The sequence below is a fragment of the Variovorax gossypii genome (assembly GCF_003965815.1).
GTDB lineage: Bacteria > Pseudomonadota > Gammaproteobacteria > Burkholderiales > Burkholderiaceae_C > Variovorax > Variovorax gossypii.
This window is the reverse complement of sequence record NZ_RXOE01000006.1, coordinates 128,452-152,644: the sequence shown is the minus strand read 5'-3', so window position 1 is coordinate 152,644 and position 24,193 is coordinate 128,452. Positions and strand designations below refer to the sequence as shown.

The 24,193-nt window shown below is 69.4% G+C and carries 24 protein-coding genes; 5 read left to right on the top strand and 19 right to left on the bottom strand.

Going from position 1 to position 24,193, the window contains the following annotated elements; all coding sequences use genetic code 11:
• Positions 1-49 precede the first annotated feature (49 nt).
• The 5 genes from EJP69_RS21355 to EJP69_RS21335 form a co-directional block, all read right to left on the bottom strand.
• Complete coding sequence (locus EJP69_RS21355; protein WP_126472433.1) at positions 50-1,024, bottom strand: Bug family tripartite tricarboxylate transporter substrate binding protein; 975 nt, start codon at positions 1,022-1,024, stop codon at positions 50-52.
• A complete protein-coding gene (gene hmgA, locus EJP69_RS21350) occupies positions 1,021-2,331 on the bottom strand; it encodes a homogentisate 1,2-dioxygenase (protein ID WP_126472432.1) in 1,311 nt (436 codons plus the stop codon). Before hmgA ends, EJP69_RS21355 begins: the two co-directional genes overlap by 4 nt.
• A gap of 73 nt (positions 2,332-2,404) precedes the next feature.
• Positions 2,405-2,614, bottom strand: coding sequence for a DUF2783 domain-containing protein (locus EJP69_RS21345; protein WP_126472431.1), 210 nt, complete (start codon positions 2,612-2,614; stop codon positions 2,405-2,407).
• Between the two features lie 5 nt (positions 2,615-2,619).
• Positions 2,620-4,257, bottom strand: coding sequence for an FAD-dependent oxidoreductase (locus tag EJP69_RS21340; protein WP_126472430.1), 1,638 nt, complete (start codon positions 4,255-4,257; stop codon positions 2,620-2,622).
• Positions 4,258-4,394: 137 nt separating this feature from the next.
• Positions 4,395-5,354, bottom strand: coding sequence for an MBL fold metallo-hydrolase (locus tag EJP69_RS21335; RefSeq protein WP_093206905.1), 960 nt, complete (start codon positions 5,352-5,354; stop codon positions 4,395-4,397).
• Between the two features lie 146 nt (positions 5,355-5,500).
• On the opposite strand from EJP69_RS21335, the gene EJP69_RS21330 reads away from it, so the two are divergent.
• Both EJP69_RS21330 and EJP69_RS21325 read left to right on the top strand, forming a co-directional pair.
• Positions 5,501-6,373: an IclR family transcriptional regulator gene (locus EJP69_RS21330; protein ID WP_093206907.1), complete on the top strand. Its 873-nt coding sequence runs from the start codon at positions 5,501-5,503 to the stop codon at positions 6,371-6,373.
• Positions 6,370-7,140 carry an SIR2 family NAD-dependent protein deacylase gene (locus EJP69_RS21325; RefSeq protein ID WP_093301331.1) on the top strand — a complete coding sequence of 257 codons (771 nt, stop codon included), beginning with the start codon at positions 6,370-6,372 and terminating at the stop codon, positions 7,138-7,140. The genes EJP69_RS21330 and EJP69_RS21325 overlap by 4 nt, the downstream gene beginning before the upstream one ends.
• Positions 7,141-7,146: 6 nt before the next feature.
• Here the strand turns inward: EJP69_RS21325 and EJP69_RS21320 are convergent, their stop codons facing one another.
• The 6 genes from EJP69_RS21320 to EJP69_RS21295 form a co-directional block, all read right to left on the bottom strand.
• Positions 7,147-7,368 carry a hypothetical protein gene (locus tag EJP69_RS21320; RefSeq protein WP_093206910.1) on the bottom strand — a complete coding sequence of 74 codons (222 nt, stop codon included), beginning with the start codon at positions 7,366-7,368 and terminating at the stop codon, positions 7,147-7,149.
• A gap of 37 nt (positions 7,369-7,405) precedes the next feature.
• Entirely contained in the window at positions 7,406-8,065 is a 660-nt protein-coding gene (locus EJP69_RS21315; protein ID WP_420824229.1) for an ABC-type transport auxiliary lipoprotein family protein, read from the bottom strand.
• A 44-nt stretch (positions 8,066-8,109) separates the two neighbouring features.
• Complete coding sequence (locus EJP69_RS21310; RefSeq protein WP_093206913.1) at positions 8,110-9,069, bottom strand: MlaD family protein; 960 nt, start codon at positions 9,067-9,069, stop codon at positions 8,110-8,112.
• A 16-nt stretch (positions 9,070-9,085) separates the two neighbouring features.
• Entirely contained in the window at positions 9,086-9,928 is an 843-nt protein-coding gene (locus tag EJP69_RS21305; RefSeq protein ID WP_093206914.1) for an ABC transporter ATP-binding protein, read from the bottom strand.
• Between the two features lie 12 nt (positions 9,929-9,940).
• Positions 9,941-11,107: an MlaE family ABC transporter permease gene (locus tag EJP69_RS21300; RefSeq protein ID WP_126472429.1), complete on the bottom strand. Its 1,167-nt coding sequence runs from the start codon at positions 11,105-11,107 to the stop codon at positions 9,941-9,943.
• 133 nt (positions 11,108-11,240) lie between these two features.
• Positions 11,241-12,170: a LysR family transcriptional regulator gene (locus tag EJP69_RS21295; RefSeq protein ID WP_093206917.1), complete on the bottom strand. Its 930-nt coding sequence runs from the start codon at positions 12,168-12,170 to the stop codon at positions 11,241-11,243.
• 120 nt (positions 12,171-12,290) lie between these two features.
• Here EJP69_RS21295 and EJP69_RS21290 point away from each other — a divergent pair, with 120 nt between their 5' ends.
• Positions 12,291-13,799, top strand: a complete 1,509-nt coding sequence (locus EJP69_RS21290; RefSeq protein ID WP_126472428.1) for a CoA-acylating methylmalonate-semialdehyde dehydrogenase — start codon at positions 12,291-12,293, stop codon at positions 13,797-13,799.
• Between the two features lie 78 nt (positions 13,800-13,877).
• Positions 13,878-15,503 carry a GMC family oxidoreductase gene (locus EJP69_RS21285; protein WP_126472427.1) on the top strand — a complete coding sequence of 542 codons (1,626 nt, stop codon included), beginning with the start codon at positions 13,878-13,880 and terminating at the stop codon, positions 15,501-15,503.
• Here EJP69_RS21285 and tetR read toward each other — a convergent pair.
• Positions 15,451-16,134, bottom strand: coding sequence for a tetracycline resistance transcriptional repressor TetR (tetR, locus tag EJP69_RS21280; protein WP_126472426.1), 684 nt, complete (start codon positions 16,132-16,134; stop codon positions 15,451-15,453). The two genes, EJP69_RS21285 and tetR, sit on opposite strands and share 53 nt — an antisense overlap.
• A gap of 89 nt (positions 16,135-16,223) precedes the next feature.
• On the opposite strand from tetR, the gene tet reads away from it, so the two are divergent.
• Positions 16,224-17,435: a Tet(A)/Tet(B)/Tet(C) family tetracycline efflux MFS transporter gene (tet, locus tag EJP69_RS21275; protein ID WP_126472425.1), complete on the top strand. Its 1,212-nt coding sequence runs from the start codon at positions 16,224-16,226 to the stop codon at positions 17,433-17,435.
• A gap of 7 nt (positions 17,436-17,442) precedes the next feature.
• On the opposite strand, the gene EJP69_RS21270 is transcribed toward tet, so the two are convergent.
• The 7 genes from EJP69_RS21270 to EJP69_RS21240 are packed head-to-tail and all read right to left on the bottom strand — an operon-like array spanning position 17,443 to position 24,133.
• Positions 17,443-18,492, bottom strand: a complete 1,050-nt coding sequence (locus EJP69_RS21270) for an ABC transporter substrate-binding protein (RefSeq protein ID WP_240652253.1) — start codon at positions 18,490-18,492, stop codon at positions 17,443-17,445.
• A gap of 21 nt (positions 18,493-18,513) precedes the next feature.
• Complete coding sequence (locus EJP69_RS21265; RefSeq protein WP_126472424.1) at positions 18,514-19,695, bottom strand: NAD(P)/FAD-dependent oxidoreductase; 1,182 nt, start codon at positions 19,693-19,695, stop codon at positions 18,514-18,516.
• Positions 19,692-21,095 (bottom strand): FAD/NAD(P)-dependent oxidoreductase, encoded by a 1,404-nt coding sequence (locus EJP69_RS21260; RefSeq protein ID WP_126472423.1) that lies wholly within the window; start codon positions 21,093-21,095, stop codon positions 19,692-19,694. Before EJP69_RS21260 ends, EJP69_RS21265 begins: the two co-directional genes overlap by 4 nt.
• Complete coding sequence (locus EJP69_RS21255; protein ID WP_126472422.1) at positions 21,092-21,391, bottom strand: (2Fe-2S)-binding protein; 300 nt, start codon at positions 21,389-21,391, stop codon at positions 21,092-21,094. The genes EJP69_RS21260 and EJP69_RS21255 overlap by 4 nt, the downstream gene beginning before the upstream one ends.
• A 12-nt stretch (positions 21,392-21,403) precedes the next feature.
• A complete protein-coding gene (locus tag EJP69_RS21250; protein WP_126472421.1) occupies positions 21,404-22,198 on the bottom strand; it encodes an ABC transporter permease in 795 nt (264 codons plus the stop codon).
• Between the two features lie 4 nt (positions 22,199-22,202).
• Positions 22,203-23,063 (bottom strand): ABC transporter permease, encoded by an 861-nt coding sequence (locus EJP69_RS21245; protein WP_126472420.1) that lies wholly within the window; start codon positions 23,061-23,063, stop codon positions 22,203-22,205.
• Positions 23,060-24,133 (bottom strand): ABC transporter ATP-binding protein, encoded by a 1,074-nt coding sequence (locus tag EJP69_RS21240; protein ID WP_093206936.1) that lies wholly within the window; start codon positions 24,131-24,133, stop codon positions 23,060-23,062. Before EJP69_RS21240 ends, EJP69_RS21245 begins: the two co-directional genes overlap by 4 nt.
• Between the last annotated feature and the right edge of the window lie 60 nt (positions 24,134-24,193).

Here is a 24,193-nt window from a genome sequence, read left to right as displayed (position 1 = left end):
CGGAAGGGGGTTGGCGGTCACACGAAGTGGGCAAGCCTGGGGGTGAGCTTTACTCTGCGGTCATGCCGGCCTTCTTGGCGACTTCGCCCAGGCGCTTGTATTCGGTCTCGGTCAGCGTCGTCAGCTCCTGCGCGGTCGAGCCGCGCGGCGAGAAGCCGGCCTGCGCCAGCTTGGCCTTCACGTCGGGCATCGCGAGCGCCTCGACGAAGGCTTCGTTCAGCGCCTTCACGACCGGCGCCGGCAGCTTCGCCGGCCCGTACACGCCGAACCACGGCTCCAGCGCATAGCCCTTCAGGCCCGCCTCGGCCATCGTCGGCACATCGGGCAGCGAGGGCGAGCGCGTGGGGCCCGCCACTGCCAGCGCGCGCAGCTTGCCGGCCTGGATGTGCGGCAGCGACGCAGGCAGGTTGTCGAACATCACGCCGATGTTGTTGCCCAGCATGTCGGTGATGGCCGGGCCGCTGCCCTTGTAGGCGACGTGCACGAGCTCCGTGCCGGTCATCTGCGCGAACATCACGCCGGCCAGGTTCATCGAGGTGCCGGCGCCCGCGGTGGCGTAGGGCATGCCGGGGTTCTTCTTCGCGGCGGCGATCAGGTCGGGCACCGACTTCACGGCCGAGGCCGCAGGCACTTCGAGCACGATGGTCGAGGTGCCCAGCAGGCTGATGGCGGTGAAATCCTTGCGCGGATCGAAGGCCATCGACTTGTAGATGTGCGGGTTCAGCGCATTGGTCGAGATCGCGCCGAAGCCGATCGTGTAGCCGTCGGGCGCGGCCTTGGCCACCGCGTCCATGCCGATGTTGCCGCCCGCGCCGCCGCGGTTGTCGATCAGCACCGGCTGGCCCAGCTTCTCCGACACCTTCTGGCCCACGGTGCGCGCCACCAGGTCGGTGGTGCCGCCGGGGGTGTAGGGCACGATGAAGCGGATGGGCTTGGACGGGTAGTCGGCCGCATGCGTGAGGAAGGGCGCGGCGAGCAGGGCCACGGCCGCTGCACGACGCGTGAGGGTGAACACGGTCTTCATGCCTTGAATTGATCCTTGAGGCCGGCCCAGCAGTCTGCGTAGTCGGTGTCGAGTGCGGGGCTCTTCAGCGCGAAGTTCGTCGGAATGAACCGGTAGCGGCTCTCGAACATGAAGGCCAGTGTGTTGTCCAGCTTGTGCGGCTTCAGGTCGGCGTGGGTGGCCTTGTCGAAGGCTTCCTCGTCGGGGCCGTGCGGCACCATGCAGTTGTGCAGGCTCGCGCCGCCGGGCTTGAAGCCGCCCGGCTTGGCGTCGTACTCGCCCAGCACCAGGCCCATGAACTCGCTCATCAGGTTGCGGTGGAACCACGGCGGGCGGAAGGTGTTTTCCATGACCATCCAGCGCGGCGGGAAGATCACGAAGTCGCAGTTGGCCGTGCCGGGCGTGTCGCTGGGCGAGGTCAGCACGGTGAAGATCGACGGATCGGGATGGTCGAAGCTGATCGAGCCGATCACCATGAAGTGCGCGGTGTCGTACTTCACCGGCGACAGGTTGCCGTGCCATGCGACCACGTTGAAGGGCGACTGCTTCATCGGCGCCTGCCAGAAGCGGCCGCCGAACTTCTTGACGATCTCGTAGCCGCCTTCTTCCGTTTCGAAGGCCGCCACCGGCGCCTGGAAGTCGCGCGCATTGGCCAGGCCGTTCGAGCCGATCGGACCGAGCTCGGGCAGGCGGAAGTGCGCGCCGTAGTTCTCGCAGACGTAGCCGCGCGAGAGACCGTCGGGCAGCGCCACCTTGAAGGCCATGCCGCGCGGCAGCACCGCGATTTCGCCGGGCTTCACGTCGAGCACGCCGAGTTCGGTGGTGATGACGAGGCGGCCCTGCTGCGGCACCACCAGCATCTCGCCGTCGGCGTTGACGAAGGCGCGGCGCTCCATCGAGCGGCCCGCGAGGTACATCAGCGAACCGATGCCGACCTGCGACTCGGCATCGCCGTTGGCCGCGATGGTGCGCATGCCGTCGATGAAGTCGGCTTCGGCCGCGCCGTCCAGCGGCTGCGGGTGCCAGCGCAGGGGCTCGGGCGGCAGCGCGATCTCGCGGTCGGCGCCGGTGGTCCACAGCGGCTGCGCGTACGGCTGGTAACGGCCCGACACCACCGAGGGCTGGCGGCGATACAGCCAGGTGCGACGGTTCTCGTGGCGCGGCGCGGTGAAGGCGGTGCCGGAGATCAGCTCGGTGTACAGGTCGAAGGGGCCGCGCTGCGGGTTGTTGCGGCCCTGCGGCAGTGCGCCGGGCACGGCCTCGGAGGCGTATTCGTTGCCGAAGCCGCTCTGGTAGCGCCGTTCGGAGGACGGGGTTGCTTGGGTCATGTGCTTGCTCTTTCGGGAGTCGCGATGAGGTTGGAATGTGTTCCGGGCCGGTCGGGCCGAGCAGGGGCGGCGCTCAGCCGGCGCGCGCCGCGTCGAAGGCCTCGCGCAGCACGGCCAGCGAGCCGACGTGGTTGGCCAGCACGAGCACGAGGCGCGCGTTGAAGGCGTGGCTCTCCTCGGTGGAAAGCCCCTGGTGCGCCTCGATGAGCGCTTCGTAGAAGTCGTCGGGCGCCTCGAGGTTCGGAGCGGTGATGAGGTGTTGCTGTTGTTGATGCTGCTGCATGGTGTTCACGCCTTTGCCAGTGCGCGGTCGACGGCCGTGCGGATGTCCGCTGCCGAAGGCTGCCGCCAGCGTGCGCACACGTGCTGGTCGGGCCGCATCAGGTACATGGTGCCGGGCCGCGCGTCGTAGCGCTGCGTTGCCAGCTCGCTGCCCTTGGCGCCGTCCTCGACGCGCACCACGTGCAACGGCAGGTCGCTGGCCTTCAGCTCGCCGAGGCTGCGCTCGGCCGCCTCGCCCTGGCCGAACACCAGCGCGGTGAACTGCGAGACATGGCATTCGCGCAGCAGCCAGCCGGTGCTGCCGTCCGCGTGCACCACGGGCGCGTCGGCGGCGGCGGCGCCAGGCACCATCGCGCCCGAGAAGGCATCGGCGTCCGGCGTGTTCAGCGGCGAATCGCGCAGCACCGAAGGCACCGAGAGCCGCCCGCTGTTGACCAGCGTGCGCGCGAAGGCGTGGCGCTTCGTCAGCTCCAGCACCGCGTCGCGGAAGAGCCGGCTCACCTCGCTCTTGGGCGTGATGAAGTCGGTCGCGCGGGTGGAGTTGCGGATGTTCTCGTCGGCGGCGTACTCGCGCTCGCTGGCATAGCTGTCGAGCAGCGCCTCGGGCGCCTGGCCCTGCACCACGGCGGCGAGCTTCCAGGCGAGGTTGTCTGCGTCCTGCACGCCCGAGTTGGCGCCGCGCGCGCCGAAGGGCGACACGCCGTGCGCCGAGTCGCCCGCGAACAGCACGCGGCCGTGGCGGAAGCGCTCCATGCGCTGGCAGGCGAAGGTGTAGACGCTGGCCCAGCCGATCTGGAACTGCACGCCCTCGAAGCCGATGCTGTCGAGCAGGGCGCGCACGCGCGGCGTGATGTTCTCGGGCTTGCGCTCTTCCACCGGGTCGGCGTCCCAGCCGAGCTGGAAGTCCACGCGCCACATGCCGTCGGCCTGCTTGTGCAGCAGCACGCTCTGGCCGGGGTGGAACGACGGGTCGAACCAGAAGCGCCGTTCGGTGGGCAGGTGCGCGTCCATCGTGATGTCTGCGATCAGGAAGCGGTCGCGGAACACGCGGCCCTTGGCTTCCTGCCCCAGCATCTGGCGCAGGTTGGAGCGCGAGCCGTCGCAGGCGGCGACGTAGTCCGCCTGGAGCCGGTAGCTGCCTTCGGGCGTTTCCACCGTCAGCACCGCGCCGTCGTCGCGCTGCTCGATGCCCGTGACCTTGTTGTTCCAGCGCAGGTCGACCAGCGGCAGCTCGGCCGCGCGCTCGACGAGGTAGCCCTCGACGTAGTACTGCTGCAGGTTGATGAAGGCCGGGCGCTCGTGGCCGGGCTCGGGCAGCAGGTCGAAGCGGTAGACCTGCTCGTCGTGGAAGAACACCTTGCCCACGTTCCACGACACGCCCTTGTCGACCATGCGGTCGCCGCAGCCCAGGCGGTCGAACACTTCCAGCGTGCGCTTGGCGAAGCAGATCGCGCGCGAGCCGCTCGAAAGGGTGTTGTCGTTGTCCAGCAGCACCACGGGCACCTGCCGCAGCGCGAGGTCGATGGCCAGCGCCAAGCCCACCGGGCCGGCGCCGACCACCACCACCGGGTGGCGCGCAGGCGTGGCCGCGTCCTGGTCGGCGTGGCGGCGGTAGTCGAAGCGCAGGCTCTGATAGTCGATCACGTACTTGTCTCCGTGTCTTTGGTCTTCGCTCCTTCCCCCGCTGGGGGAAGGCCGGGATGGGGGCAAGCTGCCGTCACTTCGGGCGCTCTGCCTGCCCCCACCCCAACCCTCCCCCAGAGGGGGAGGGAGCAGTTCGATCAGCCTTCCAGCGCCTTCCACATCTCGACGTCGCGCTCGGCCGTCCAGATGCGCGGATCGGCATGGCCCGAGGCCTCGTCGTAGGCGCGGCTCACGTCGAAGGGCATGCAGTGGTCGAAGATCACCCACTGGCTGTACTTGGGCTTGAGCTTCTCGTAGGTTTCCTTGTAGACCGCGTTCAGGTCGCGCCCGGCCTTCACGCCTGCCTGCACGCTGGCGTAGACGTCGGAGATGAAGTCGCGCGTGCCCGTCAGGCCTTCGGACACGGCCTCGGGCGTGGTCAGCGCGGCGCCGCGGCCCGGCACCAGCGCCACGGGCTTCAGTGCGGCGATGTTGTCCAGCGTCTGCGGCCAGTCCTTGAAGTAGGCGTCGCCGGCGTACGGCGTGGCGCCGAACTCGACCAGGTCGCCCGACAGCAGCGTGCGCTCCTGCGGCAGCCAGACGACGGTGTCGCCCTTGGTGTGGCCGCGGCCGAGCTGGATCAGCTGCACCTCGAGCTTGCCCAGCCACAGGGTCATCTTGCCGGTGAAGGTCATGGTGGGCCAGGTCAGGCCCGGCGGCACGGTCTCGACGTTCTGGAACAGGCGCGGGAAGCGGCCGATCTCGCTGGCCTTGTCCTGCTCGCCGCGCTCGACGATCAGGTCGCGCGTGTCCTGGCTGGCCAGGATGTGCTCGGCACCGTAGCCCGCCGCGCCCAGCACGCGCACCGCGTGGTAGTGGGTGAGCACCACGTACTTGATGGGCTTGTCGGTCACTTCGCGGATGCGGCGCACCACGTCGGCCGCCATGGCGGGGGTGGCCTGGGTGTCGGCCACCAGCACGCAGTCGTCGCCGATCACGATGCCGGTGTTGGGGTCGCCCTCGGCGGTGTAGGCCCAGGCATGTTCGGAGATCTGGCTGAAGGTGACCTTCTTCTCTTCCATGTCGGCCTGGCTGGCGAATTTCTTGGCTTGGCTCATCGGGTGTCTCCGTCGGTGGGGTTGAATCTTGAAATTCGTTTAAGTCGAACGAATTTGCAGTTAACGAATGATCGCAGTGTAAGCCGCAGATCAGTTAATGTCTAATCCCTTCTTCATGAACGAACGACCAGAAGGCGAGGCAGGCCATGGCAGCCAGTGACAACGACCGCGCCCAGCGCGGCATCCAGAGCATCGAAGTCGGCGGCCAGCTGCTGCGCGCGCTGGTGCATCACGGCCGGCCCATGGCGCTGAAGGACCTGGCGCGCGAGGCCGACATGACGGCCGCCAAGGCGCATCCGTACATGGTCAGCTTCGGGCGGCTGGGCCTCATCGAGCAGGACCGCGCCAGCGGCCACTATCTGCTCGGCCCGCTCGCCTTGCAACTGGGCCTCATCAGCCTGCAGCAGGCCGACCCGGTGCACATCGCCACCCCGCTGATCGGCCAGCTCGCGCAGCAGATCGGCCACACCGTGGCGCTGGCCGTGTGGGGAGCGCGCGGCGCGACCATCGTGCGCACGGCCGAATCGCCCTCGCCGGTGCACGTGAACATGCGGCACGGCACGGTGTTCTCGCTGACCAACACCGCTTCGGGCCGGGTGTTCGCCGCTTACCTCGACGCCGGCGTGGTGCGCCAGCTGCTCGAGGAGGAGCGCCAGCGCCAGAAGCAGCGCAAGGGCGCGGAGCCCGCTCCCGCAGCCGGCATGCCGCCGGTGCAGCCGCTGCCTTCGTGGAGCGACTTCGAGCGCCAGCTGCAGGAAGTGCGCGCGCACGGCATCAGCCGTTCCGACGGCGAGGTCATCGAGGGCGTGAGCGCCATGGCCGCGCCGGTCTTCGACCACACTGGCGCCATCGTGCTGGCCGTCACCGCCATCGGCCCGGCCGGCATCTTCGACACCGCGTGGGACGGCGAGATCTCCCGCGCGCTCAAGGCATGCGCCGACACCGTGTCGCAACGCCTCGGCGCCTCGCCGGCGCAGGCGGCGGCAGCAGCAGCCAATTCCCCCAGACCAGAGCGATGACGCCAGTCACAACAGATATCTCTTCTCCCTCTTCCCCCGCTTCTGCCATCCAGGCGGCCACCGAGCTGCTTCGCAATGCCCGGCGCATCGTCGTGTTCTCGGGCGCAGGCCTGTCGCGCGCCTCGGGCATTCCGACCTACCGCGACGCCGACGGCCTGTGGAAGAGCCAGAACGCGCTGCAGTTCTCCCACGCCGAGGACCTGCAGCGCGACCCGGCCGGCTTCACGAAGTTCTGGGCGCAGCGCCTGTCGATGATCGAGTCGGCGCAGCCCAATCCGGGCCACACCGCGCTCGCGCTGCTGCAGCGGCTGCGCCCAGCCACCCGGCTGGTCACGCAGAACGTCGACGGGCTGCTCACGCTGGCCGGCGGCCAGGACGTGCTCGAGCTGCACGGCTCGCTGCGCCGCTGGCGCTGCGACCGCTGCGGCAACCGCAGCGGCCCCTGGCCCTTCCACCGCTGCCTGCGCTGCGGCTCGCACGCGCGGCCCGACGTGGTGATGTTCGGCGAGATGCTGAACGAAGGCGTGTTGCTCGACGCGCAGGTGGCGGCGCAGGAGTGCGATCTGTTCATGGTGGTGGGCAGCACCACCATCGTCTATCCGGCGGCCGAGCTGCCGCAGACCGCGCTGTCGCACGGCGCGCGGCTCATCACGCTGAACCTGGAGCCGCTGCCGCACCTGGACGACGCGGCGGCCGTGGTGCTGCGCGGTACTTCCGAAGAACTGCTGCCGCAGCTGCTGGCGGGCGTGCCGGGCTCGAGAGGCTGAGGGGGCTCAGCCCTTCCTGCCCCCGAGCAGCACCAGCGCCCCGCCCACCACGATCACGGCCACGCCGGCCCACACCGGCAGGTTGACCGTTTCCTTCTCCTTCACCGAGAACTCCAGCGGCCCGAGCTTGGCCTGGTGGGTTTCCTTGGTGAAGCTGAAGCTGCCCATGGCCAGGGCGACGATGCCGGCCACGATCAGCAGGATGCCGACGATGCGAGTTGCGTTCATGGGTCGATGATCCTTCCTTCCGTGTCCTTGCCGGAGATTACTGCCGTGGCTGTTGCTGCTGCAACTGGTCCACCCACTGCACCACCTCGGCCACGGCGGCGTCGCTGGCCGCGACCAGCGCCTTCACCCCGCCGGGCGCGTCGGCGCTGGGCGCCGGGCGGCGCACGGTGAACAGGCGCTGGCCCAGCACGCGGTCGCCGCCGCTCGTGGTGCGGACCAGCGTGGCGCGCAGGCGCACCAGGCCCGTGCTGGCACTTGCCGAATCGAAGTAGTGGCTGAACTCGTCGAGCGAGATGCGCAGCGTGTCGGGCGCCTCGCCCCGGCCGCGCGAGATGGTGGCGGCCTCTTCGGGGCCCAGCACCATGCGGCGCTCCGACAGCGTGTCGCGCAGCCGCTGGCGCAGCAGCTGCGAGGGCGGCAGGCTCCAGCGCGACTGGCCGTAGGGGCGCAGCTCGTTGACGTCGGCATATCCCAGCCGGTAGAGGATCTGCGTGCCTTCCAGGCGCGAGTTGCTTTCGAACTCCGCCAGCGAAAGCGTGGGCAGCGTGGCCGGCGCGGGCGCCGAGGCGGATGCCGCCGGGCCGGGGCCGAAGTCGTAGAGCGTGGCGCGCGCGGGCTTGTCGGGCAGCGCGCCGCAGCCGGCCGCCAGCAGCATCGCGCAGCCGAGCGCGATGGCTGCAGGGGTCTTCGTCGTCAAGGAGCGAATGGCGTTCATGGTCGGTGATCCTCCCCGGGGCTGGTTCAAGGCCGCGTCGCGGCCGGCGCTTGGAAGCCCGGCTCGCCCGGGCCCGCGGCCGCGCCGCCGTTGCCGAACAGCAGCGATTGCGGGTTGTCGTTGATGCTGTCCGCCGCGCGGCCCAGCCGGCGCACGGCGTGCGAGGTGTCGTCGGCCACGCGGTTCACGCGCGGCAGCGTGGCGGCGTTGAACGAATCCACCGCCTGCGCCAGCGCCTTGGTGCCGTCGCTCAGCCGCTCTACCGGGCCGTCGGGCGCGTTCAGCCTGCCCACGGTGGTGTTGAAGTTGTTGGCCACGCGCGAGACGTCGCCCGCCGCCTTCTTCACCGAGGCCATGGTGTCGGGCAGCTTCGTCAGCGCCGGGTTCAGGCCGGTCTTCACCGTGTTGTCGAGCGTCTTGAGCAGCGTGTTGGCGCTGGCCGAGGCGGCCGCGATGTTCTCCAGCGCATCGGCCGCGCGCTTCTGGTTGGGGTCGCTCAGCAGCTGGTTGGCGCGCTTCGTCACTTCCTCGACCTGGTTGATGATGGCCTCGCCGCGGTCCTGCAACTGCGCCAGCATCGAGGGCTTGAGCGGGATGCGCGGCGGGTCGTCGTTGTTCGGCTTAAGCGAGACGGTCGATTCGCCCTTGTCGTCCAGCGCGATGAAGGCCAGGCCGGTCACGCCCTGGTAGCTCAGCGTGGCGAAGCTGGATGTGGTGAGCGGCACGCGCTCGTCGACCGTGATGCGCACCCGCACGTTGCCCTTGACCTTCGGGTCGAAGTCGATCGACGCCACCTTGCCCACCGCGATGCCGCGGTAGCGCACCATGGCCTGCGGCTGCAGGCCGCTGACCGCGTCGCGCGTGGAGAGTTCGTAGATGTTGCGCACGGTGCTGTCGCGCGTGAACCAGACCACCAGCGCGACGAGCGCGGCGATCAGTCCGAGCACGAAGGCGCCGGCGGCGATGGCGTGGGCCTTGTTTTCCATGGTGGCTACCTACCTTTCAGCGCCCGGCCGCGGGGGCCTGTTGCGCGGGGGATTGTCCGGCTGGCTTGTCATGCAGCGCTTCGAGGGCGCGCTGGCCGCGCCCGCCGAGAAAGTATTCGTGGATGAAGGGATGCGGGTACGCGATGACCTCGCGCGCCGCGCCGGTGACGATCACCTTCTGGTCGGCCAGCACCGCGATGCGGGTGCTCAGGTCGAACAGCGTGTCCAGGTCGTGCGTGACCATCACCACCGTGAGGCCCAGCTCGCGGTGCAGGCCGCGCAGCAGGTCGCAGAAGCTGTCGGAGGCCTCGGGGTCGAGGCCGGCCGTGGGCTCGTCGAGCAGCAGCAGCGGCGGATCCATGATGAGCGCGCGCGCCAGCGCCACGCGCTTGATCATGCCGCCCGAAAGATCGGCCGGGCTCTTGTTGGCATGCTGCGGGCCCAGGCCCACCATCTGCAGCTTCACCAGCGCCGCGTGGCGGATGAGCTCGTCGGGCAGCAGCTTCAGCTCGCGCAGCGGAAAGGCGATGTTCTCCAGCACGCTGAAGGCAGAGAACAGCGCGCCGTGCTGGAACAGCATGCCCACGTTGGCCGCGCCCGAGGCGCTGAGCTCGCCGGGCTCCTGGCCCAGCACCTCGACATGTCCGCGCGTGGGTTTCTCGAGGCCGAGGATCTGCCGCAGCAGCACCGTCTTGCCCGTGCCCGAGCCGCCCACCAGCGAGAGCACCTCGCCGCGGTCGATGTGCAGCTGCAGGTCGCGATGCACCACCTGCTCGCCGTCGGCGCTCTGGAACACGGTCCACAGGCCGCGGATGTCCACCACGGTGGCGTCGGTGTCGGGGCGCACGGGCATGCTCATGGTTTCACGCCCTCATGCCCGGAAGCCGATGCCCTTGAAGAGCACGGCGAAGAGGGCGTCGACCAGGATCACGGCGGTGATCGAGGTGACGACCGACGAGGTGGTGCCGCGCCCGAGGCTCTCGGTGTTCGGCTTCACCTTCATGCCGAAATAGCAGCCGATCAGCGCGATCAGGATGCCGAACACCGCCGACTTGGCCATGGCCAGCCACAGGTTCGAGATCGGCACCGCGCGCGGCAGCGCCGAGAGGAAATAGGCCGGCGAGATGTCGAGCGCCGCGTCGGCCGCCAGCATGCCGCCGGCGAGCGCGGCCATCGAGGTCCACAGGCTGATCAGCGGCATCGCGATGGCCAGCGCCAGCACGCGCGGCATCACGAGGCGGAAGCCGTGCGGGATGCCCATCACGCGCATCGCGTCGAGCTCCTCGGTCACGCGCATCACGCCGATCTGCGCCGTGATGGCCGAGCCCGAGCGCCCGGCGATCAGCACTGCGGCCAGCACCGGCCCCAGCTCGCGGATCAGCGAGAGCCCGAGGATGTTCACCACGAAGGTCTCGGCGCCGTACTGGCGCAGCTGCTGAGAGATCAGGTAGGCCAGCACCACGCCGATCAGCAGGCCGACCAGCGCCGTGATGTGCAGCGCCGTCGCGCCGAACTGGTAGAGGTGCCCGGAGAAATCGCGCCACGGCCCGCGGTGCGGCGCGCGCGCCAGCCGGCACAGGTCGAGCGCGAGCTGGCCGACCAGCGCGGTGAAGTCGCGCATCACGTACATGGCGCGCGGCCCGTTGTGCGAGAACTCGCGGATGCGGTCGTTCAGCGAGGGCGAGGGCTCGTCCGGCGTGGCGACGGTGTACTGCGCCACCTGGTCGAGCACGGCCTTGTGCTGCGGCGACAGCTCGATGGTGGCGGGCCACTCGTGGCGCCAGTGTTCCCACAGGAGCTGCGCGCCGATGTGGTCGAGCTGCTCGATGGGGCGCAGGTCCCAGGCGCGGTTGGCGGCGGGCGGGGCTGCCTTCAGGCTCTCGTCCAGCGCCTGCCAGGCCGGCTTGGACGACATCGCCAGCGTGGTCCAGCGGCCGCTGGCCACCGTCCATTGGCGGTCTTCCTGCTCCCGCTGGCCGACGCGAGGCCACCCGCTGTCGGCGGCGGAAGCCTCGGCAGGCGATGTGGCGGGAGGCATAGACAAGGCGGGTGAGCGGGAAAGTTAACAAAAACGGGGTTGGAAGCGCGCATCGTAACCGCGTGCATCCGAAGAGAAGGTGTTCCAGACCCTTCGTTCGCGTAGGGCACGACGCCGTTTCTTCATGATTTCTTCAGGGTGCGAAACCTTCGGACAGCGCCTCGCGCAGCCAGCCCACGAATGCGGTCACCGCCTGCGGCACGTGCGTGGCATAGGGCCGTATTGCATACAGCCGCTCGCCGAACGCGCCCACCGAGCGCCATTGCGGCAGCACCTGCTGCAGCTTTCCCGACTGCAGCGCCGCCTGAGCGCTGAAGTCGGGCACCAGCGCGATGCCCAGCCCGCTGAGCGCCGCGTCGCGCAGCGCCTCGCTGTTGTTGGCGACCAGCGGGCCCGACACCGGCACCGTGATGCGCGGCGCAGACGGCTTCGCCTCGAAATGCCAGGTCGGTGTTTCCTGCGCGCGGGGGTAGTGCAGGCAGTCGTGGCCGGCCAGCGCCTGCGGTTCGCGCGGCGTGCCCCGGCGGCGCAGGTAGGCGCGGCTTGCCACCAGCACCGATCGGGTTTCGCACAGCGTCCATGCCACGTGCGTGTCGGGCGGCGCGGCCGTGTGGCGGATGGCGAGGTCGAAGCCCTCCATCGCGAGCGAGCTGAGCCGGTCGGACAGGTCGAGCTCGATGCGCACCTCGGGCTGCGCGCGCAGGAAGTCCGCCAGCCTCGGCACCAGCTGCTGGCGCGCGAAGGCCACCGGCGCCGTCACCCGCACCAGCCCGCGCGGCACGCCCGCGAGGTCGCGCACGCCGGCGAAGCTGTGGGCGATCTGCTCGAAGGGTTCGCGCATGTCTTCCACCAGCCGCTGGCCGGCTTCGGTGAGCCGCACGCTGCGCGTTGTGCGCTGCACCAATGGCGCACCGGCCGCGCGTTCGAGCTCGGCGATGCGCTGGCTCATGGCTGCCTTGCTCACGCCCAGGCGCAGCGCGGCGGCCGTGAAGCTGCCCTGTTGCGCGAGCACCGTGAGCCAGTGCAGGTGCGTCCAGAGCGACTCGATATTTTGGGGTTTCATGGTTCGATTGTTCGCTATTCTGAACAATAAGTTCAGTCTTCGTGACTAGGCGAGGAACAACACGCTGCCTAAACTGGCCGCACTCTTCCTTCGGACACAGCCTCTTTCAGGGTTCTCCCCATGCCTACTTCCATCGATCACTTCATCGCCGGCAAGCTCGCCGCCAACACCTCCGGCCGCACGCAGGACGTGACCAACCCCGCCACCGGCGTCGTCACCGGCAAGGCCGGCCTGGCGAATGCCGACCAGGTCGGCGCCGCCGTCGCCGCCGCGCAGGCCGCGTTCCCGGCCTGGGCCGACACGCCGCCGATCCGCCGCGCGCGCGTGATGTTCAAGTTCCTGCAGCTGCTCAACGAGCACAAGGACGAGCTGGCCCACATGATCACCGCCGAGCACGGCAAGGTCTTCACCGACGCGCAGGGCGAAGTCAGCCGCGGCATCGACATCGTCGAATTCGCCTGCGGCATTCCGCAGCTGCTCAAGGGCGACTTCACCGACCAGGTGAGCACCGGCATCGACAACTGGACGCTGCGCCAGCCCCTGGGCGTGGTCGCCGGCATCACGCCCTTCAACTTCCCGGTGATGGTGCCGATGTGGATGTTCCCGGTGGCCATCGCCGCAGGCAACACCTTCGTGCTCAAGCCCAGCCCGACCGACCCGACGCCTTCGCTGCGCATCGCCGAGCTGCTGACGGAAGCCGGCCTGCCCGACGGCGTGTTCAACGTGGTGCAGGGCGACAAGGTCGCGGTCGACGCGCTGCTGGAGCACCCCGACGTCAAGGCCATCAGCTTCGTCGGCTCCACGCCCATCGCCAACTACATCTACGAGACCGGCGCACGTCACGGCAAGCGCGTGCAGGCCCTGGGCGGCGCGAAGAACCACATGGTGGTGCTGCCCGACGCCGACATCGACCAGACGGTGGACGCGCTGATCGGCGCCGGCTACGGCTCGGCCGGCGAACGCTGCATGGCCATCAGCGTGGCGGTGCTGGTGGGCGACGTGGCCGACAAGATCATTCCGAAGCTCATCGAGCGCACGAAGACGCTGAAGGTGCTCAACGGCGAGAACCTCGCGGCCGAGATGGGCCCGATCGTCACGCGTGCCGCGCACGAGCGCATCACCGGCTACATCGACCTGGGCGAGAAGGAAGGCGCGAAGCTGCTGGTCGACGGCCGCAAGTTCGACGGCAACACCGCGGGCGAAGGTTGCGGCGACGGCTTCTGGATGGGCGGCACGCTCTTCGACCACGTCACGCCCGAGATGCGCATCTACAAGGAAGAGATCTTCGGCCCGGTGCTCAGCTGCGTGCGCGTGGCCAACTTCAAGGACGCGATCGACCTCGTCAACGCGCACGAGTTCGGCAACGGCGTGAGCTGCTTCACCCGCGACGGCAACGTGGCGCGCGAATTCAGCCGCCGCATCCAGGTGGGCATGGTCGGCATCAACGTGCCGATCCCGGTGCCCATGGCCTGGCACGGCTTCGGCGGCTGGAAGCGCTCGCTGTTCGGCGACATGCACGCTTACGGCGAGGAGGGCGTGCGCTTCTATACCAAGCAGAAGTCGGTCATGCAGCGCTGGCCCGAGAGCATCGGCAAGGGCGCCGAGTTCGTCATGCCGACAGCCAAGTAGCATCGGGCGCGGCGCGAGGGGCGCCGCGATTCCGCCCGGGAATTCCGTCGAACAAAAAGAGAGACAAGGCAAGACGCCATGAGCGACACCCAATTCGACTACATCATCATCGGCGCCGGCACCGCCGGCTCGCTCATGGCGAACCGGCTCAGCGCCGACAAGAGCAAGCGCGTGCTGCTCATCGAGGCGGGCCGCAAGGACGACTACCACTGGATCCACATTCCCGTCGGCTACCTGTACTGCATCGGCAATCCGCGTACCGACTGGCTCTACAGCACCGAGCCCGACGCGGGCCTCAACGGCCGCGTGCTGCGCTATCCGCGCGGCAAGACGCTGGGCGGCTGCTCCAGCATCAACGGCATGATCTACATGCGCGGCCAGTCGCGCGACTACGAGCACTGGGCCGACCTCACGGGCGACGACGACTGGCGCTGGCAGAGCGTGCTGCCGGCCTTCAAGAAGCACGAGGACTTCTACCTCGGCGCCGACGAGATGCACGGCGCCGGCGGCGAGTGGCGCATCGAGAAGCAGCGCCTGCGCTGGGACATCCTCGACGCGTTCGCCGAAGCCGCTTCGCAGGCCGGCGTGCCGCACACCGCCGACTTCAACCGCGGCAACAACGAGGGCGTGGGCTACTTCCAGGTCAACCAGAAGAACGGCTGGCGCTGGAACACCGCCAAGGCCTTCCTGCGCCCGACCTGCTATGGCAGGCCCAACTTCGAGCTCTGGACCGGCGCGCAGGTCTCGCGCCTGCTGTTCGAGACGCTGCCCGACGGCACGCGCCGCTGCACCGGCGCGGAGGTATGGAACGGCAGCGAGATGGTCACGGCGCAGGCCACGCGCGAGGTGGTGCTGAGCGCGGGGGCCATCGGTTCGCCGCAGATCCTGCAGCTCTCGGGCATCGGCCCGGCTGAACTGCTGCGCCAGCACGGCATCGACGTGGTGCTCGACGCGCCCGGCGTCGGCGCCAACCTGCAGGACCACCTGCAGATCCGCGCTGTCTACAAGATCGAGGGCGCGCCCACGCTCAACGTGATGGCCTCCTCGATGGTCGGCAAGGCGAAGATCGGCCTCGAGTACCTGCTCAAGCGCAGCGGCCCGATGAGCATGGCGCCGTCGCAGCTCGGTGCCTTCACGCGCAGTTCGCCCGATCGCGAATGGCCCAACCTGCAGTACCACGTGCAGCCGCTGTCGCTCGATGCCTTCGGCGATCCGCTGCACAGCTTTCCGGCCTTCACCGCGAGCGTGTGCAACCTCAACCCGACGAGCCGGGGCTCGGTGCGCATCAAGAGCAAGCGCTTCGAGGACGCGCCGGCCATCGCGCCCAACTACCTGAGCACCGACGAGGACCGCAAGGTGGCGGCGGATTCGCTGCGCGTCACGCGCAACATCGCCGCGCAGCCTGCGCTCGCCAAGTTCAAGCCGCAGGAATGGAAGCCCGGCGTGCAGTACCAGACCGACGAGGAACTGGCGCGCCTGGCCGGCGACATCGCCACCACCATCTTCCACCCGGTGGGCACCACGAAGATGGGCGCCGACGACGACCCGGGCGCCGTGCTCGATTCGCGGCTGCGCGTGCGCGGCATTCAGGGCCTGCGCGTGGTGGATGCGGGCGCAATGCCCACCATCACCAGCGGCAACACCAACAGCCCTACGTTGATGATGGCGGAGAAGGCGGCCGGCTGGATCCGCGGCGCGGCCTAGCCTTGGCGCCCTTGGCCTGGCTTTCGAGGCGCGCCTTCGCGCCCTCGATCATCAGGTCGACGCCGATCTCGAACATCGCATCCGGGCCGGCCTCGCGGTAGCGCGCGAAGGCCTCGGCCAGCAGGGGGCGCGAGGCGGCCGAGGCATCGAGCGCCTGCTGCCGCGCCTCGGCGTCGGGCGGCGCCGCCTGTTCCTCGAGCACGCAGCCCACGGTGTAGCGGCCCAGCGCGATCAAAAGCGTCATCGCCTGCGGCGCCGGCACGCCGCGGCTGACCACCGCCGCCAGCTGCGCCTCCACCATCTCCAGGTCGCCCGGATCGGGCTCGGTGCCCGCGTGCAGCCGCGCGCCGTCGCGCCGTGCCAGCAGTGCGCGCCGGAAGCTGCGCGCGTTCTCGCGCAGGAAGGTCTCCCACGACTCGTCGGGCAGCGGCAGCTTGCGCTCGTGGGTGCGGCGCAGGATCTCGCTGTTCATCGCGTCGAGCAGCGCCCGCTTGTTCCTGAAATGCCAGTACAGCGCCGGCTGCTGCACGCCGAGCCGTTCGGCCAGCAGCCGGGTGCTGAGCTTGTCCATGCCGACCTCGTCGAGCAGCGTGAGGGCTGTCTCGAGGATCACTTCGCGGTCCAGTTTCATTCGGGTGTGCTTGCCGGTATCGAGCCGGGAGGGTACTTCACGGCCTGAAATTTATCGCTGATAATTCCTTATCAACGATAAATTCCAACATGTCTTCCACATCCACCCCATTCGCCGGCGGCCGCCACGCGCATGCCGTGATCCTGGCGATCGTCACGCTCGACGCCGTCGGCATCAGCCTGGTCATGCCCATCGTGCCGAGCCTGCTGCGCGAGGTCGGCCACACCGGCGACCTCGGCTGGCGCTTCGGCGCCTTTCTCTCGCTCTATGCGCTGATGCAGTTCCTCTGCGCGCCCGTGCTCGGAGCGCTCAGCGACCGCTTCGGCCGCCGCCCGGTGCTGCTGGTGTCGGTGGCGGGCGCTGCCGTCGACGCGCTCTTCATGGCCTTCGCGCCCTCGCTGTGGCTGCTGTTCGTGGGCCGCGCGATCGCCGGCATGACGGGCGCGAACATGGCGGTGGCCTCGGCCGCCATCGCCGACCTCACGCCCGAGAACCAGCGCGCGCGCTGGTTCGGCCGCATGGGCGCCTGCTTCGGCATCGGCTTCATCGCGGGGCCGGCGCTCGGCGGCGTGCTCGGCGACCACGGCGTGCGGCTGCCCTTCATCGCCGCCGCCGTGCTCAACGGCCTGACCTTCCTCGCGGCCTTGCTGCTGCTGCGCGAGTCGCGTCCGGCGAAGCTCGCTTCGCAGCCCTTCGATCGCGGCGTGCTGCATCCGCTCGCGCCGCTGCGCTGGGCCAAGAGCTTTCCCGCGCTGCTTCCCATCCTCGGCGTGTTCACGGTGCTGATGCTGGTGGGCGAGGTCGCTGGCACGACCTGGGTGCTCTACGGCGAGGACAAGTTCGCCTGGAACGGCACCATGGTCGGCGTCTCGCTCGCGGTCTTCGGCCTGATCCAGGCGCTGATGCAGGGCTTCGTGGCGGGCCCGCTGGTCGAGCGCTGGGGCGAGCGCGCCGCCCTCGCCATCGGCACCGCGGCCGACTGCACCGCCTACGCGCTGCTTGCCTTCGCCACGCGGGGCTGGATGGCGCTCGCGCTGCTGCCGCTCCTGTGCACGGGCGGCATCGGCGCGCCCGCGCTGCAGTCGATGCTCTCGGCCCGCGTGGGCGAAGCCGAGCAGGGGCGGCTGCAGGGCGTGCTCGCGAGCCTGTCCAGCCTGGCCTCGGTGTTCGGGCCGTTGCTCATCAGCCAGCTCTACTTCGCGTTCCGCGTGCGCTTCCCCGGCATCGTGTGGCTGGCGGGTGCGGTGGTCTACCTGCTGTGCATGCCGGTGCTGCTGCGCAGGCGCGAAGCGCGCGGCTGAAGAAACATCACTTCTCTATCGTCTTGTTCCAGCGCGCGTTCCAAGCCGGGCGGTTCGCGTTGATGCTTTCCCAGTCGATGGTCACGGCGGTCTTCATCCACTTGTTGATGTCCGCCACCTGCGCCACGCCGTCGCCCACCACCGGCGCCTTCGGGTTGGTCGGGATCTGGGCGCCGTACTGCAGCACGTTGGCCTGCGCCAGCGGGCTCAGCAAAAACTCGGCGAGCTTCTGCGACAGCTCGGGCTCGGTGTTGTTGGCGATCACGCACTGGCCGACCATGAGCACCACCGCGCCTTCCTTGGGCGGCGCGTATTCCACCGGAATGCCCTTGCTCTTCATCGCCGCCACGGCCGTGGGCGTGAGCGGGAAGATCGCCGCCTCGCCGGTCTGAACCATCTCGGAGAGCTTGGCCGAGCTCGGGATGTACTCCAGCACGTTCGGCCCGATGGAGGTGGGCCAGGCCTTGAAGCCGGGCTCCACGTTCTTGTCGTTGCCGCCCTGGATGCGGTTGAACATCAGGAAGCCGTGCAGCCCGAAGGAAGACGACGACATCGACTGGAACACCACCTTGCCCTTGTACTTCGGGTCGGCCAGGTCCATCCACGAGGTGGGGGCGGCCCAGCCCTTCTCCTTGAACATCTTCGCGTTGTAGGCCAGGCCCGTCATGCCCAGGCTCACGCCGCTGGCCATGTCGTCCTTGAAGCGCGCGGCCGGGTAGATCTCGGAGAGCGACTGGCTGGGCTTCTGCTTCTGGCACAGGCCCATGCCGATGGCGCGCACCATCACGCCGTCGTCGAGGAACATCACGTGCATCTGCGGCCTGTCCTTGTTGGCCTGGGCCTTCGCGAGGATGTCGGACGAGGTGCCGGGCACCACCACCACCTTCGCGCCGTAGGCCTTCTCGAAGGCGGGGAAGACGTACTGCGTGTACGCCTTCTCCATCGTGCCGCCGTTCATGCCGATGTAGAGGGTCTTGGTCTGCGCACCGGCGATGCCGGCGGCCGCGAGCAGCGCGGCCAGGAGCGGGAGGGTTCTGATCGAGGACTTCGGGGACATGGCGATGCTCTCCATTCAAGTTCAGGTGGGGGATGCGGGAGTGAGGGTGAGGGGCTTTGGGGCCTGCGCTTTCGCTTTCGCCTGCTCGTCGTCGAAGCGCTCGATGGCGAAGGCGTCGATGGGCGTGTCGGTGCGGCCGTCGCGCGCGAGCTCGGCAAGCACCTCGCCGGCGGCAGGGCCGATCTGGAAGCCCGCGCCCGCGAAGCCGAAGCCGTGGAACAGGCCGGGCGTGGTGCGGCTCGGGCCCAGCACCGGTTCGCGGTCGGGCAGGTAGCCTTCGGTGCCGCCCCAGGTGCGGATGATGTGGGCGTGGCGCAGCGCGGGCAGCAGCTCGATGGCCTGCACGGCCAGCGCGGCGATGCCCTCGCGCTCGGCGCGCGAGCGTTCGGCGTCGAGCGTGATGCCCGTTCCGCCGCCCAGCACCACGTTGCCGCGCTCGACCTGCCGGCAGTAGATGCCGCCGCCTTCCACGCCGAGGCTCCATTTCATGAAATGCGGCACCGGCTCGGTCACTGCCATCAGCGGGCTGCGCGCAAACATCGGCGGCGTCTCGCCGAACTGGCTGGCAATGGCGCCGGCCCAGGCGCCCGCGCAGTTGAGCAGCACCGGCGCCTGCACTTCGAGCGCATTGCCGCTGCGCACCATGAACATGGCACCGTCGTGCGCCACCTCGTCGACCTTGTGGCGCTCGAAGACCTGCGCGCCGGCACGCTGCGCCGCGAGTGCGAAGGCCGGCGACACCAGGCGCGGATTGGCCTGCCCGTCTTCCGCGCACAGCGAGCCGCCCACCGCGCGCGTGCCTAGCCACGGGCATTGCTCGCGAAGCCGTGCGCCGGAGATCAGCTCCAGGCCCAGGTCGAAGTCGCTGCTCAGCGCGCGGTAGCGTTCGAGCGAGGCCATGTCCGATTCGCTGCGCGCGATCTTGAAGTGGCCCGAGCGGATGTATTCGCCGTCGGTGCCCAGCAGCCCGGCCAGGTCGCCCCAGATGCGGTGTGCGCGCTGCGCCAGCGGCAGCTGGCTCACTGGCCGGCCCTGGCGGCGCACGCCGCCGTAGTTCACGCCGCTGGAACGCGAGCCGCAAAGATCGCGCTCCAGCAGCACCACGCCGAGGCCCATGCGGCGAAGGGCCAGCGCAGCGGAAGAGCCGACGATGCCGCCGCCGACGATGGCGACATCGGTTCGCAGCTTTTTGATCGAACTCATGCGCCGCTCCCTTCGACCGGCACGAGCCTGATCGGAATCGGCTTGATCGGCGCCTGCCCGCGCAGCCGGCCCACCTGCTGCAGCGGCTGCCGCGTCGCGTGCGCGAGGATTTCGGCAGCGGCCGCGCCGCACATGCGGCCCTGGCAGCGGCCCATGCCGACGCGCGACAAGGCCTTGAGGCGGTTCATCTCGTCGGCGCCGGTGCTGGCGATGGTCTGGCGCAGCGTGCCGGCGGTGACGTTCTCGCAGCGGCAGATGACGAGGTCGTCGCTCGCGTGCGCTGCCCAGTCCTGAGGCACGGGGAAGGCGCGTTCGAGGCCCTGGCGGAAGCCGGCGAGCTTGTCGAGCTTGCGTTCGAGCACGGATGCGCGCGCCGTGTCGATGGCGATGCCCGCGTCCTGCAGCAGTGCCAGCGCCGCGCGCTCGCCCGCCCATTCGGCCGCGTCCGCGCCCATGATGCCGGCGCCGTCCCCTGCGAGGTACACGCCATCGACGCTGGAGCGCCCCGCTGCGTCGCGCACCGGCAGGTGCGCGCGGTGCAGCGGCGCGTAGTCGAAGCGGCAGCCGAGCAGGTCGGCCAGTTGCGTCTCGGAGCGCAGCGCGTAGCCGAAGCCCACCGCATCGCAATCGATCGTGCGCTCCGTCTCTCCGTCGAGCCACGCCACGCCGGTGACGCGGCCCTGCTGCTCGTCGCCGAGCACCCGCAGCGGACGCACGCCGCCGTGCAGCGCGATGCCGTGCGCGCGCAGCCAGCCCACGTAGTACATGCCCTTGGCGAGCACGGCGGGCTGCGCCAGCATGGCGGGCGCGGCGGCGATCTGGTCGGCGAGGCACGCGGTGTCGAGCACAGCGGCCACGTCCACGCCGGCCTTCGCATATTGATAGGCCACCAGGTACAGCAGCGGCCCCGTGCCCATGAACACCACGCGGCGCCCGATGGCGCAGCCCTGGAACTTGAGCGCGACCTGCGCGCCGCCCAGCGTGTAGACGCCCGGCAGCGTCCAGCCCGGAACGGGCAGCACGCGGTCGGTGGCGCCCGTTGCCACGATGAGATGGCTGTAGGGCACGCGGCGGTTGCCGAGCGTGGGGTTGTGCATCACGTCGAGCACCTTGTCCTGTGCGTTCCACGCGAGGCTGTCGGCGTGGTGCTCGATGCTGCCCCGCAGCGCGTCGAAGGCCGCGTGCACCGCGTCGGCGCGCTTCGATTCGAAGCCGTAGAGCGTTCGCGCGGTCCGCTGCGCAAGGCGCGCGGGCGGGCGGCGGTAGATCTGGCCGCCGGCGCGCGGTGCCTCGTCGATCACCACGGGCCGCAGGCCATGCGCCACCAGCGCCTGCGCCGCGCGCACGCCGGCCGGACCGGCACCGACGATCACGGGGCGGACTTCATTCGGCGCCGTCATGCGTCGTTCCTTCCCGTGAGCAGTTCCATGCCCGGTGCGATGAAGGTCGAGCAGGCGCGAAAGCGCTCGCCCTCGCTGGTGGAGATCCAGCAGTCCTGGCAGGCGCCCATCATGCAGAAGCCCGCGCGCGGCAGGCCGCTGAACTCGTTGCGGCGCAGCTGGCCGCACTGCGTGAGCACGGCGGTCAGCACGGTGTCGCCGGCCAGCGCGCTCGCGGGCACGCCGTCGAGCGTGAAGGGCACGGCCTCGCGGCCGGTCTTCTCGGCCACGCGATGCAGCAATGCGTGTGCGGTCATGGTCGTCTTCATCTATCTGCGCCCCACCAGGACGCGGTCGAGCCCGTACACGCGGTCGAGCAGCATCATCGCGAAGGCCGTCACCGCCACCATCAGCGCCGACACGGCGGCCATCAGCGGGTCGATGGACTCCGTCGCATACATGTACATGCGCACCGGCAGCGTGACCGTGCTCGGCGAGGTGACGAAGATCGACATCGTCACTTCGTCGAAGCTGTTGATGAACGACAGCATCCAGCCGCCCGTCACGCCCGGCAGGATCATCGGCAGCGTGATGCGGCGGAACACCGTGGCCTGGCTCGCGCCCAGCGAGAGCGCGGCCTGCTCGGCGCTGCGGTCGAAGCCCACCAGCGCCGCCACCACCAGCCGCAGCGTGTAGGGCGTGACGATGAGCGCGTGCGCCAGCACCAGCCAGCCGAAGCTGCCCGTGCCGCCCACCAGCGAGAACAGGCGCAGCAGCGCCACGCCCAGCACCAGGTGCGGCACGATCAGCGGCGAGAGGAACAGGCCGTTGAGGAAATTGCGCCCCGGGAACTCGTAGCGCGTGATCGCCATGCCGGCCGGCACCGCGAGCAGCGTCGCGATGGTGGCCGAGCTCAGCGCGAGCCACAGGCTGTTCCAGAACGACTGCATGAAGTCGGGGTGCGCGAACACTGCTTCGAACCAGCGCAGCGAGAAGTGCGTGGTCGGAATGGTCAGCGTGTTCTCGGGCGTGAACGCCACCACGCACACCACCACCAGCGGTGCCAGCATGAAGACGATGACGAGCGCGTTGAACGCAAGGGCGATGGGGCCGTTCTTGTTCATCGGTTCACCCCAGTGCCTTCTTGTAGCGGCCTTCGACAAGGCGGTTGTAGCTGAGCATCACGGCGAGGTTGGCCACCAGCAGCACCAGCGCCACGGCAGCGCCCAGCGGCCAGTTGAGCTCGCTCAGGTATTCGTCGTAGACGATGGTCGCGACCATCTTCAGCCGCCGTCCGCCCAGCAGCCCCGGAATGGCGAACGAACTCGCGGCCAGGCCGAACACGATCAGGCTGCCCGAGAGAATGCCCGGCATCACCTGCGGCAGCACGATGCGCCGCAGCGTGGTGAAGGGCGTGGCATTGAGCGAGAGGGCCGCGTTCTCCACGCCGGGGTCGAGCTTCTGCAGCGAGGTCCACACCGGGATCACCATGAAGGGCAGCATCACGTGCACCAGCGCGATGACCACTGCCGCGTTGGTGTAGAGGATCTTCACCGGGCCGATGCCCAGCAGCTGCAGCAGCCCGTTCACCGCGCCCTCGGGGCCCAGCAGCATGCTCCAGCCGAAGGCCCGCACCACCACCGACACCAGCAGCGGCGCCAGCACCACCAGCAGCAGCGCCGAGCGCCACGGGTTGCGCATGCGGCTGAGTACATAGGCCTCGGGTGCGCCGATCAGCACGCAGATCAGCGTGACCAGCGCCGAGACCCAGAAGGTGCGCCAGAAGATGCCGAGGTAATACGAGTCGGAGAACACCAGCGCGTAATGCGCGAGCGTGAACTCGCCCGACTTCGGCCCCGTGGCCGGGTCGTAGGCGTTGAACGACAGCACGGCGGTGAGACCGAGCGGCACCACGAGCAGCACCGTGAACAGCAGCAGCGCGGGGCCGGAGAGCCACCACGGGGCGGCCTTGCTCTTCGATGCGCTCATGCTGCAACGGCCTTTTCTTCCGCCGGCAGCAGCCGCATGCAGTGCGCCGGCCAGTCGATGCCGGTGCGGCTGCCTTCCGCGAGGGCCTCGCGCCCGTCGTTGGGGCTCAGCACCGTGAGCTCGCCCACCGAAGTCGCCACGCGGTAGAGCCACTGGCTGCCGAGGAAGAAGCGCTCCAGCACTTCGCCGTCGATGCGGCCCTGGCCCGGCGCCACCAGCTGCAGCTTCTCGGGCCGCACGCTCAGCAGCGCGGCGGCGTCGACGCTGAAACCCGTGTCGTCCACGTCGAGCGAGAGCGTGCCGACCTCCACGCAGGTGCGTTCCGCGCCGCTGCCGGACACGCGGCAGTCCAGCAGGTTGGCCTTGCCCACGAAGGTGGAGATGAAGCGCGTGCTCGGATGCTCGTACACGCGCTGCGGGTGGTCGATCTGCGTGGCGCAGCCGCCTTCCATCACCACCACGCGGTCGCTGATCGACATCGCCTCGCTCTGGTCGTGCGTGACCATCACCGTGGTGGTGCCTACCTTGCGCTGGATCTGGCGCAGCTCGAACTGCATCTCCTCGCGCAGCTTGGCGTCGAGGTTGGACAGCGGCTCGTCCAGCAGCAGCACCGGCGGCTCGATCACCAGAGCGCGCGCCAGCGCCACGCGCTGCCGCTGGCCGCCGGAGAGCTCGCGCGGGTAGCGCCCGGCGTGCCGGTCGAGGTGCACAAGCGCAAGCGCCTGCTTCACGCGCTCGGTGCGCTCGGCCTTGGGCATCTTGCGCATCTCGAGGCCGAAGCTCACGTTGTCGGCCACCGTCATGTGCGGGAAGAGGGCGTAGGTCTGGAACACGATGCCCAGCCCGCGCGTGTTGGCCTTGGCGTGCGTGATGTCCTTGCCCGCGAGCTCGATGCGGCCGCTGCTCACGGCCTCGAAGCCCGCGATCATCTGCAGCGTGGTCGTCTTGCCGCAGCCCGAGGGGCCGAGCAGCGAGACGAACTCGCCCTTTTCCACCGAGAGATTCATGGCCGACACCGCGCGGGTGGCGCCATAGAACTTGGTCACGTCGGTGAGCCGTAGGAATGACATGGAACGGGCCTTTCTTCGGGGGCGAAAAAGATGGCTTCGGGCACCTTGCCTCGGCTTGGT

Excerpts from the sequence above, each read along its gene's own strand:
- EJP69_RS21355 (WP_126472433.1), bottom strand. The coding sequence starts at position 1,024 with ATGAAGACCGTGTTCACCCTCACGCGTCGTGCAGCGGCCGTGGCCCTG.
- hmgA (WP_126472432.1), bottom strand. The coding sequence starts at position 2,331 with ATGACCCAAGCAACCCCGTCCTCCGAACGGCGCTACCAGAGCGGCTTC.
- EJP69_RS21345 (WP_126472431.1), bottom strand. The coding sequence starts at position 2,614 with ATGCAGCAGCATCAACAACAGCAACACCTCATCACCGCTCCGAACCTC.
- EJP69_RS21335 (WP_093206905.1), bottom strand. The coding sequence starts at position 5,354 with ATGAGCCAAGCCAAGAAATTCGCCAGCCAGGCCGACATGGAAGAGAAG.
- EJP69_RS21330 (WP_093206907.1), top strand. The coding sequence starts at position 5,501 with ATGGCAGCCAGTGACAACGACCGCGCCCAGCGCGGCATCCAGAGCATC.
- EJP69_RS21325 (WP_093301331.1), top strand. The coding sequence starts at position 6,370 with ATGACGCCAGTCACAACAGATATCTCTTCTCCCTCTTCCCCCGCTTCT.
- EJP69_RS21320 (WP_093206910.1), bottom strand. The coding sequence starts at position 7,368 with ATGAACGCAACTCGCATCGTCGGCATCCTGCTGATCGTGGCCGGCATC.
- EJP69_RS21310 (WP_093206913.1), bottom strand. The coding sequence starts at position 9,069 with ATGGAAAACAAGGCCCACGCCATCGCCGCCGGCGCCTTCGTGCTCGGA.
- EJP69_RS21305 (WP_093206914.1), bottom strand. The coding sequence starts at position 9,928 with ATGAGCATGCCCGTGCGCCCCGACACCGACGCCACCGTGGTGGACATC.
- EJP69_RS21300 (WP_126472429.1), bottom strand. The coding sequence starts at position 11,107 with ATGCCTCCCGCCACATCGCCTGCCGAGGCTTCCGCCGCCGACAGCGGG.
- EJP69_RS21295 (WP_093206917.1), bottom strand. The coding sequence starts at position 12,170 with ATGAAACCCCAAAATATCGAGTCGCTCTGGACGCACCTGCACTGGCTC.
- EJP69_RS21290 (WP_126472428.1), top strand. The coding sequence starts at position 12,291 with ATGCCTACTTCCATCGATCACTTCATCGCCGGCAAGCTCGCCGCCAAC.
- EJP69_RS21285 (WP_126472427.1), top strand. The coding sequence starts at position 13,878 with ATGAGCGACACCCAATTCGACTACATCATCATCGGCGCCGGCACCGCC.
- tetR (WP_126472426.1), bottom strand. The coding sequence starts at position 16,134 with ATGAAACTGGACCGCGAAGTGATCCTCGAGACAGCCCTCACGCTGCTC.
- tet (WP_126472425.1), top strand. The coding sequence starts at position 16,224 with ATGTCTTCCACATCCACCCCATTCGCCGGCGGCCGCCACGCGCATGCC.
- EJP69_RS21270 (WP_240652253.1), bottom strand. The coding sequence starts at position 18,492 with ATGTCCCCGAAGTCCTCGATCAGAACCCTCCCGCTCCTGGCCGCGCTG.
- EJP69_RS21265 (WP_126472424.1), bottom strand. The coding sequence starts at position 19,695 with ATGAGTTCGATCAAAAAGCTGCGAACCGATGTCGCCATCGTCGGCGGC.
- EJP69_RS21260 (WP_126472423.1), bottom strand. The coding sequence starts at position 21,095 with ATGACGGCGCCGAATGAAGTCCGCCCCGTGATCGTCGGTGCCGGTCCG.
- EJP69_RS21255 (WP_126472422.1), bottom strand. The coding sequence starts at position 21,391 with ATGACCGCACACGCATTGCTGCATCGCGTGGCCGAGAAGACCGGCCGC.
- EJP69_RS21250 (WP_126472421.1), bottom strand. The coding sequence starts at position 22,198 with ATGAACAAGAACGGCCCCATCGCCCTTGCGTTCAACGCGCTCGTCATC.
- EJP69_RS21245 (WP_126472420.1), bottom strand. The coding sequence starts at position 23,063 with ATGAGCGCATCGAAGAGCAAGGCCGCCCCGTGGTGGCTCTCCGGCCCC.
- EJP69_RS21240 (WP_093206936.1), bottom strand. The coding sequence starts at position 24,133 with ATGTCATTCCTACGGCTCACCGACGTGACCAAGTTCTATGGCGCCACC.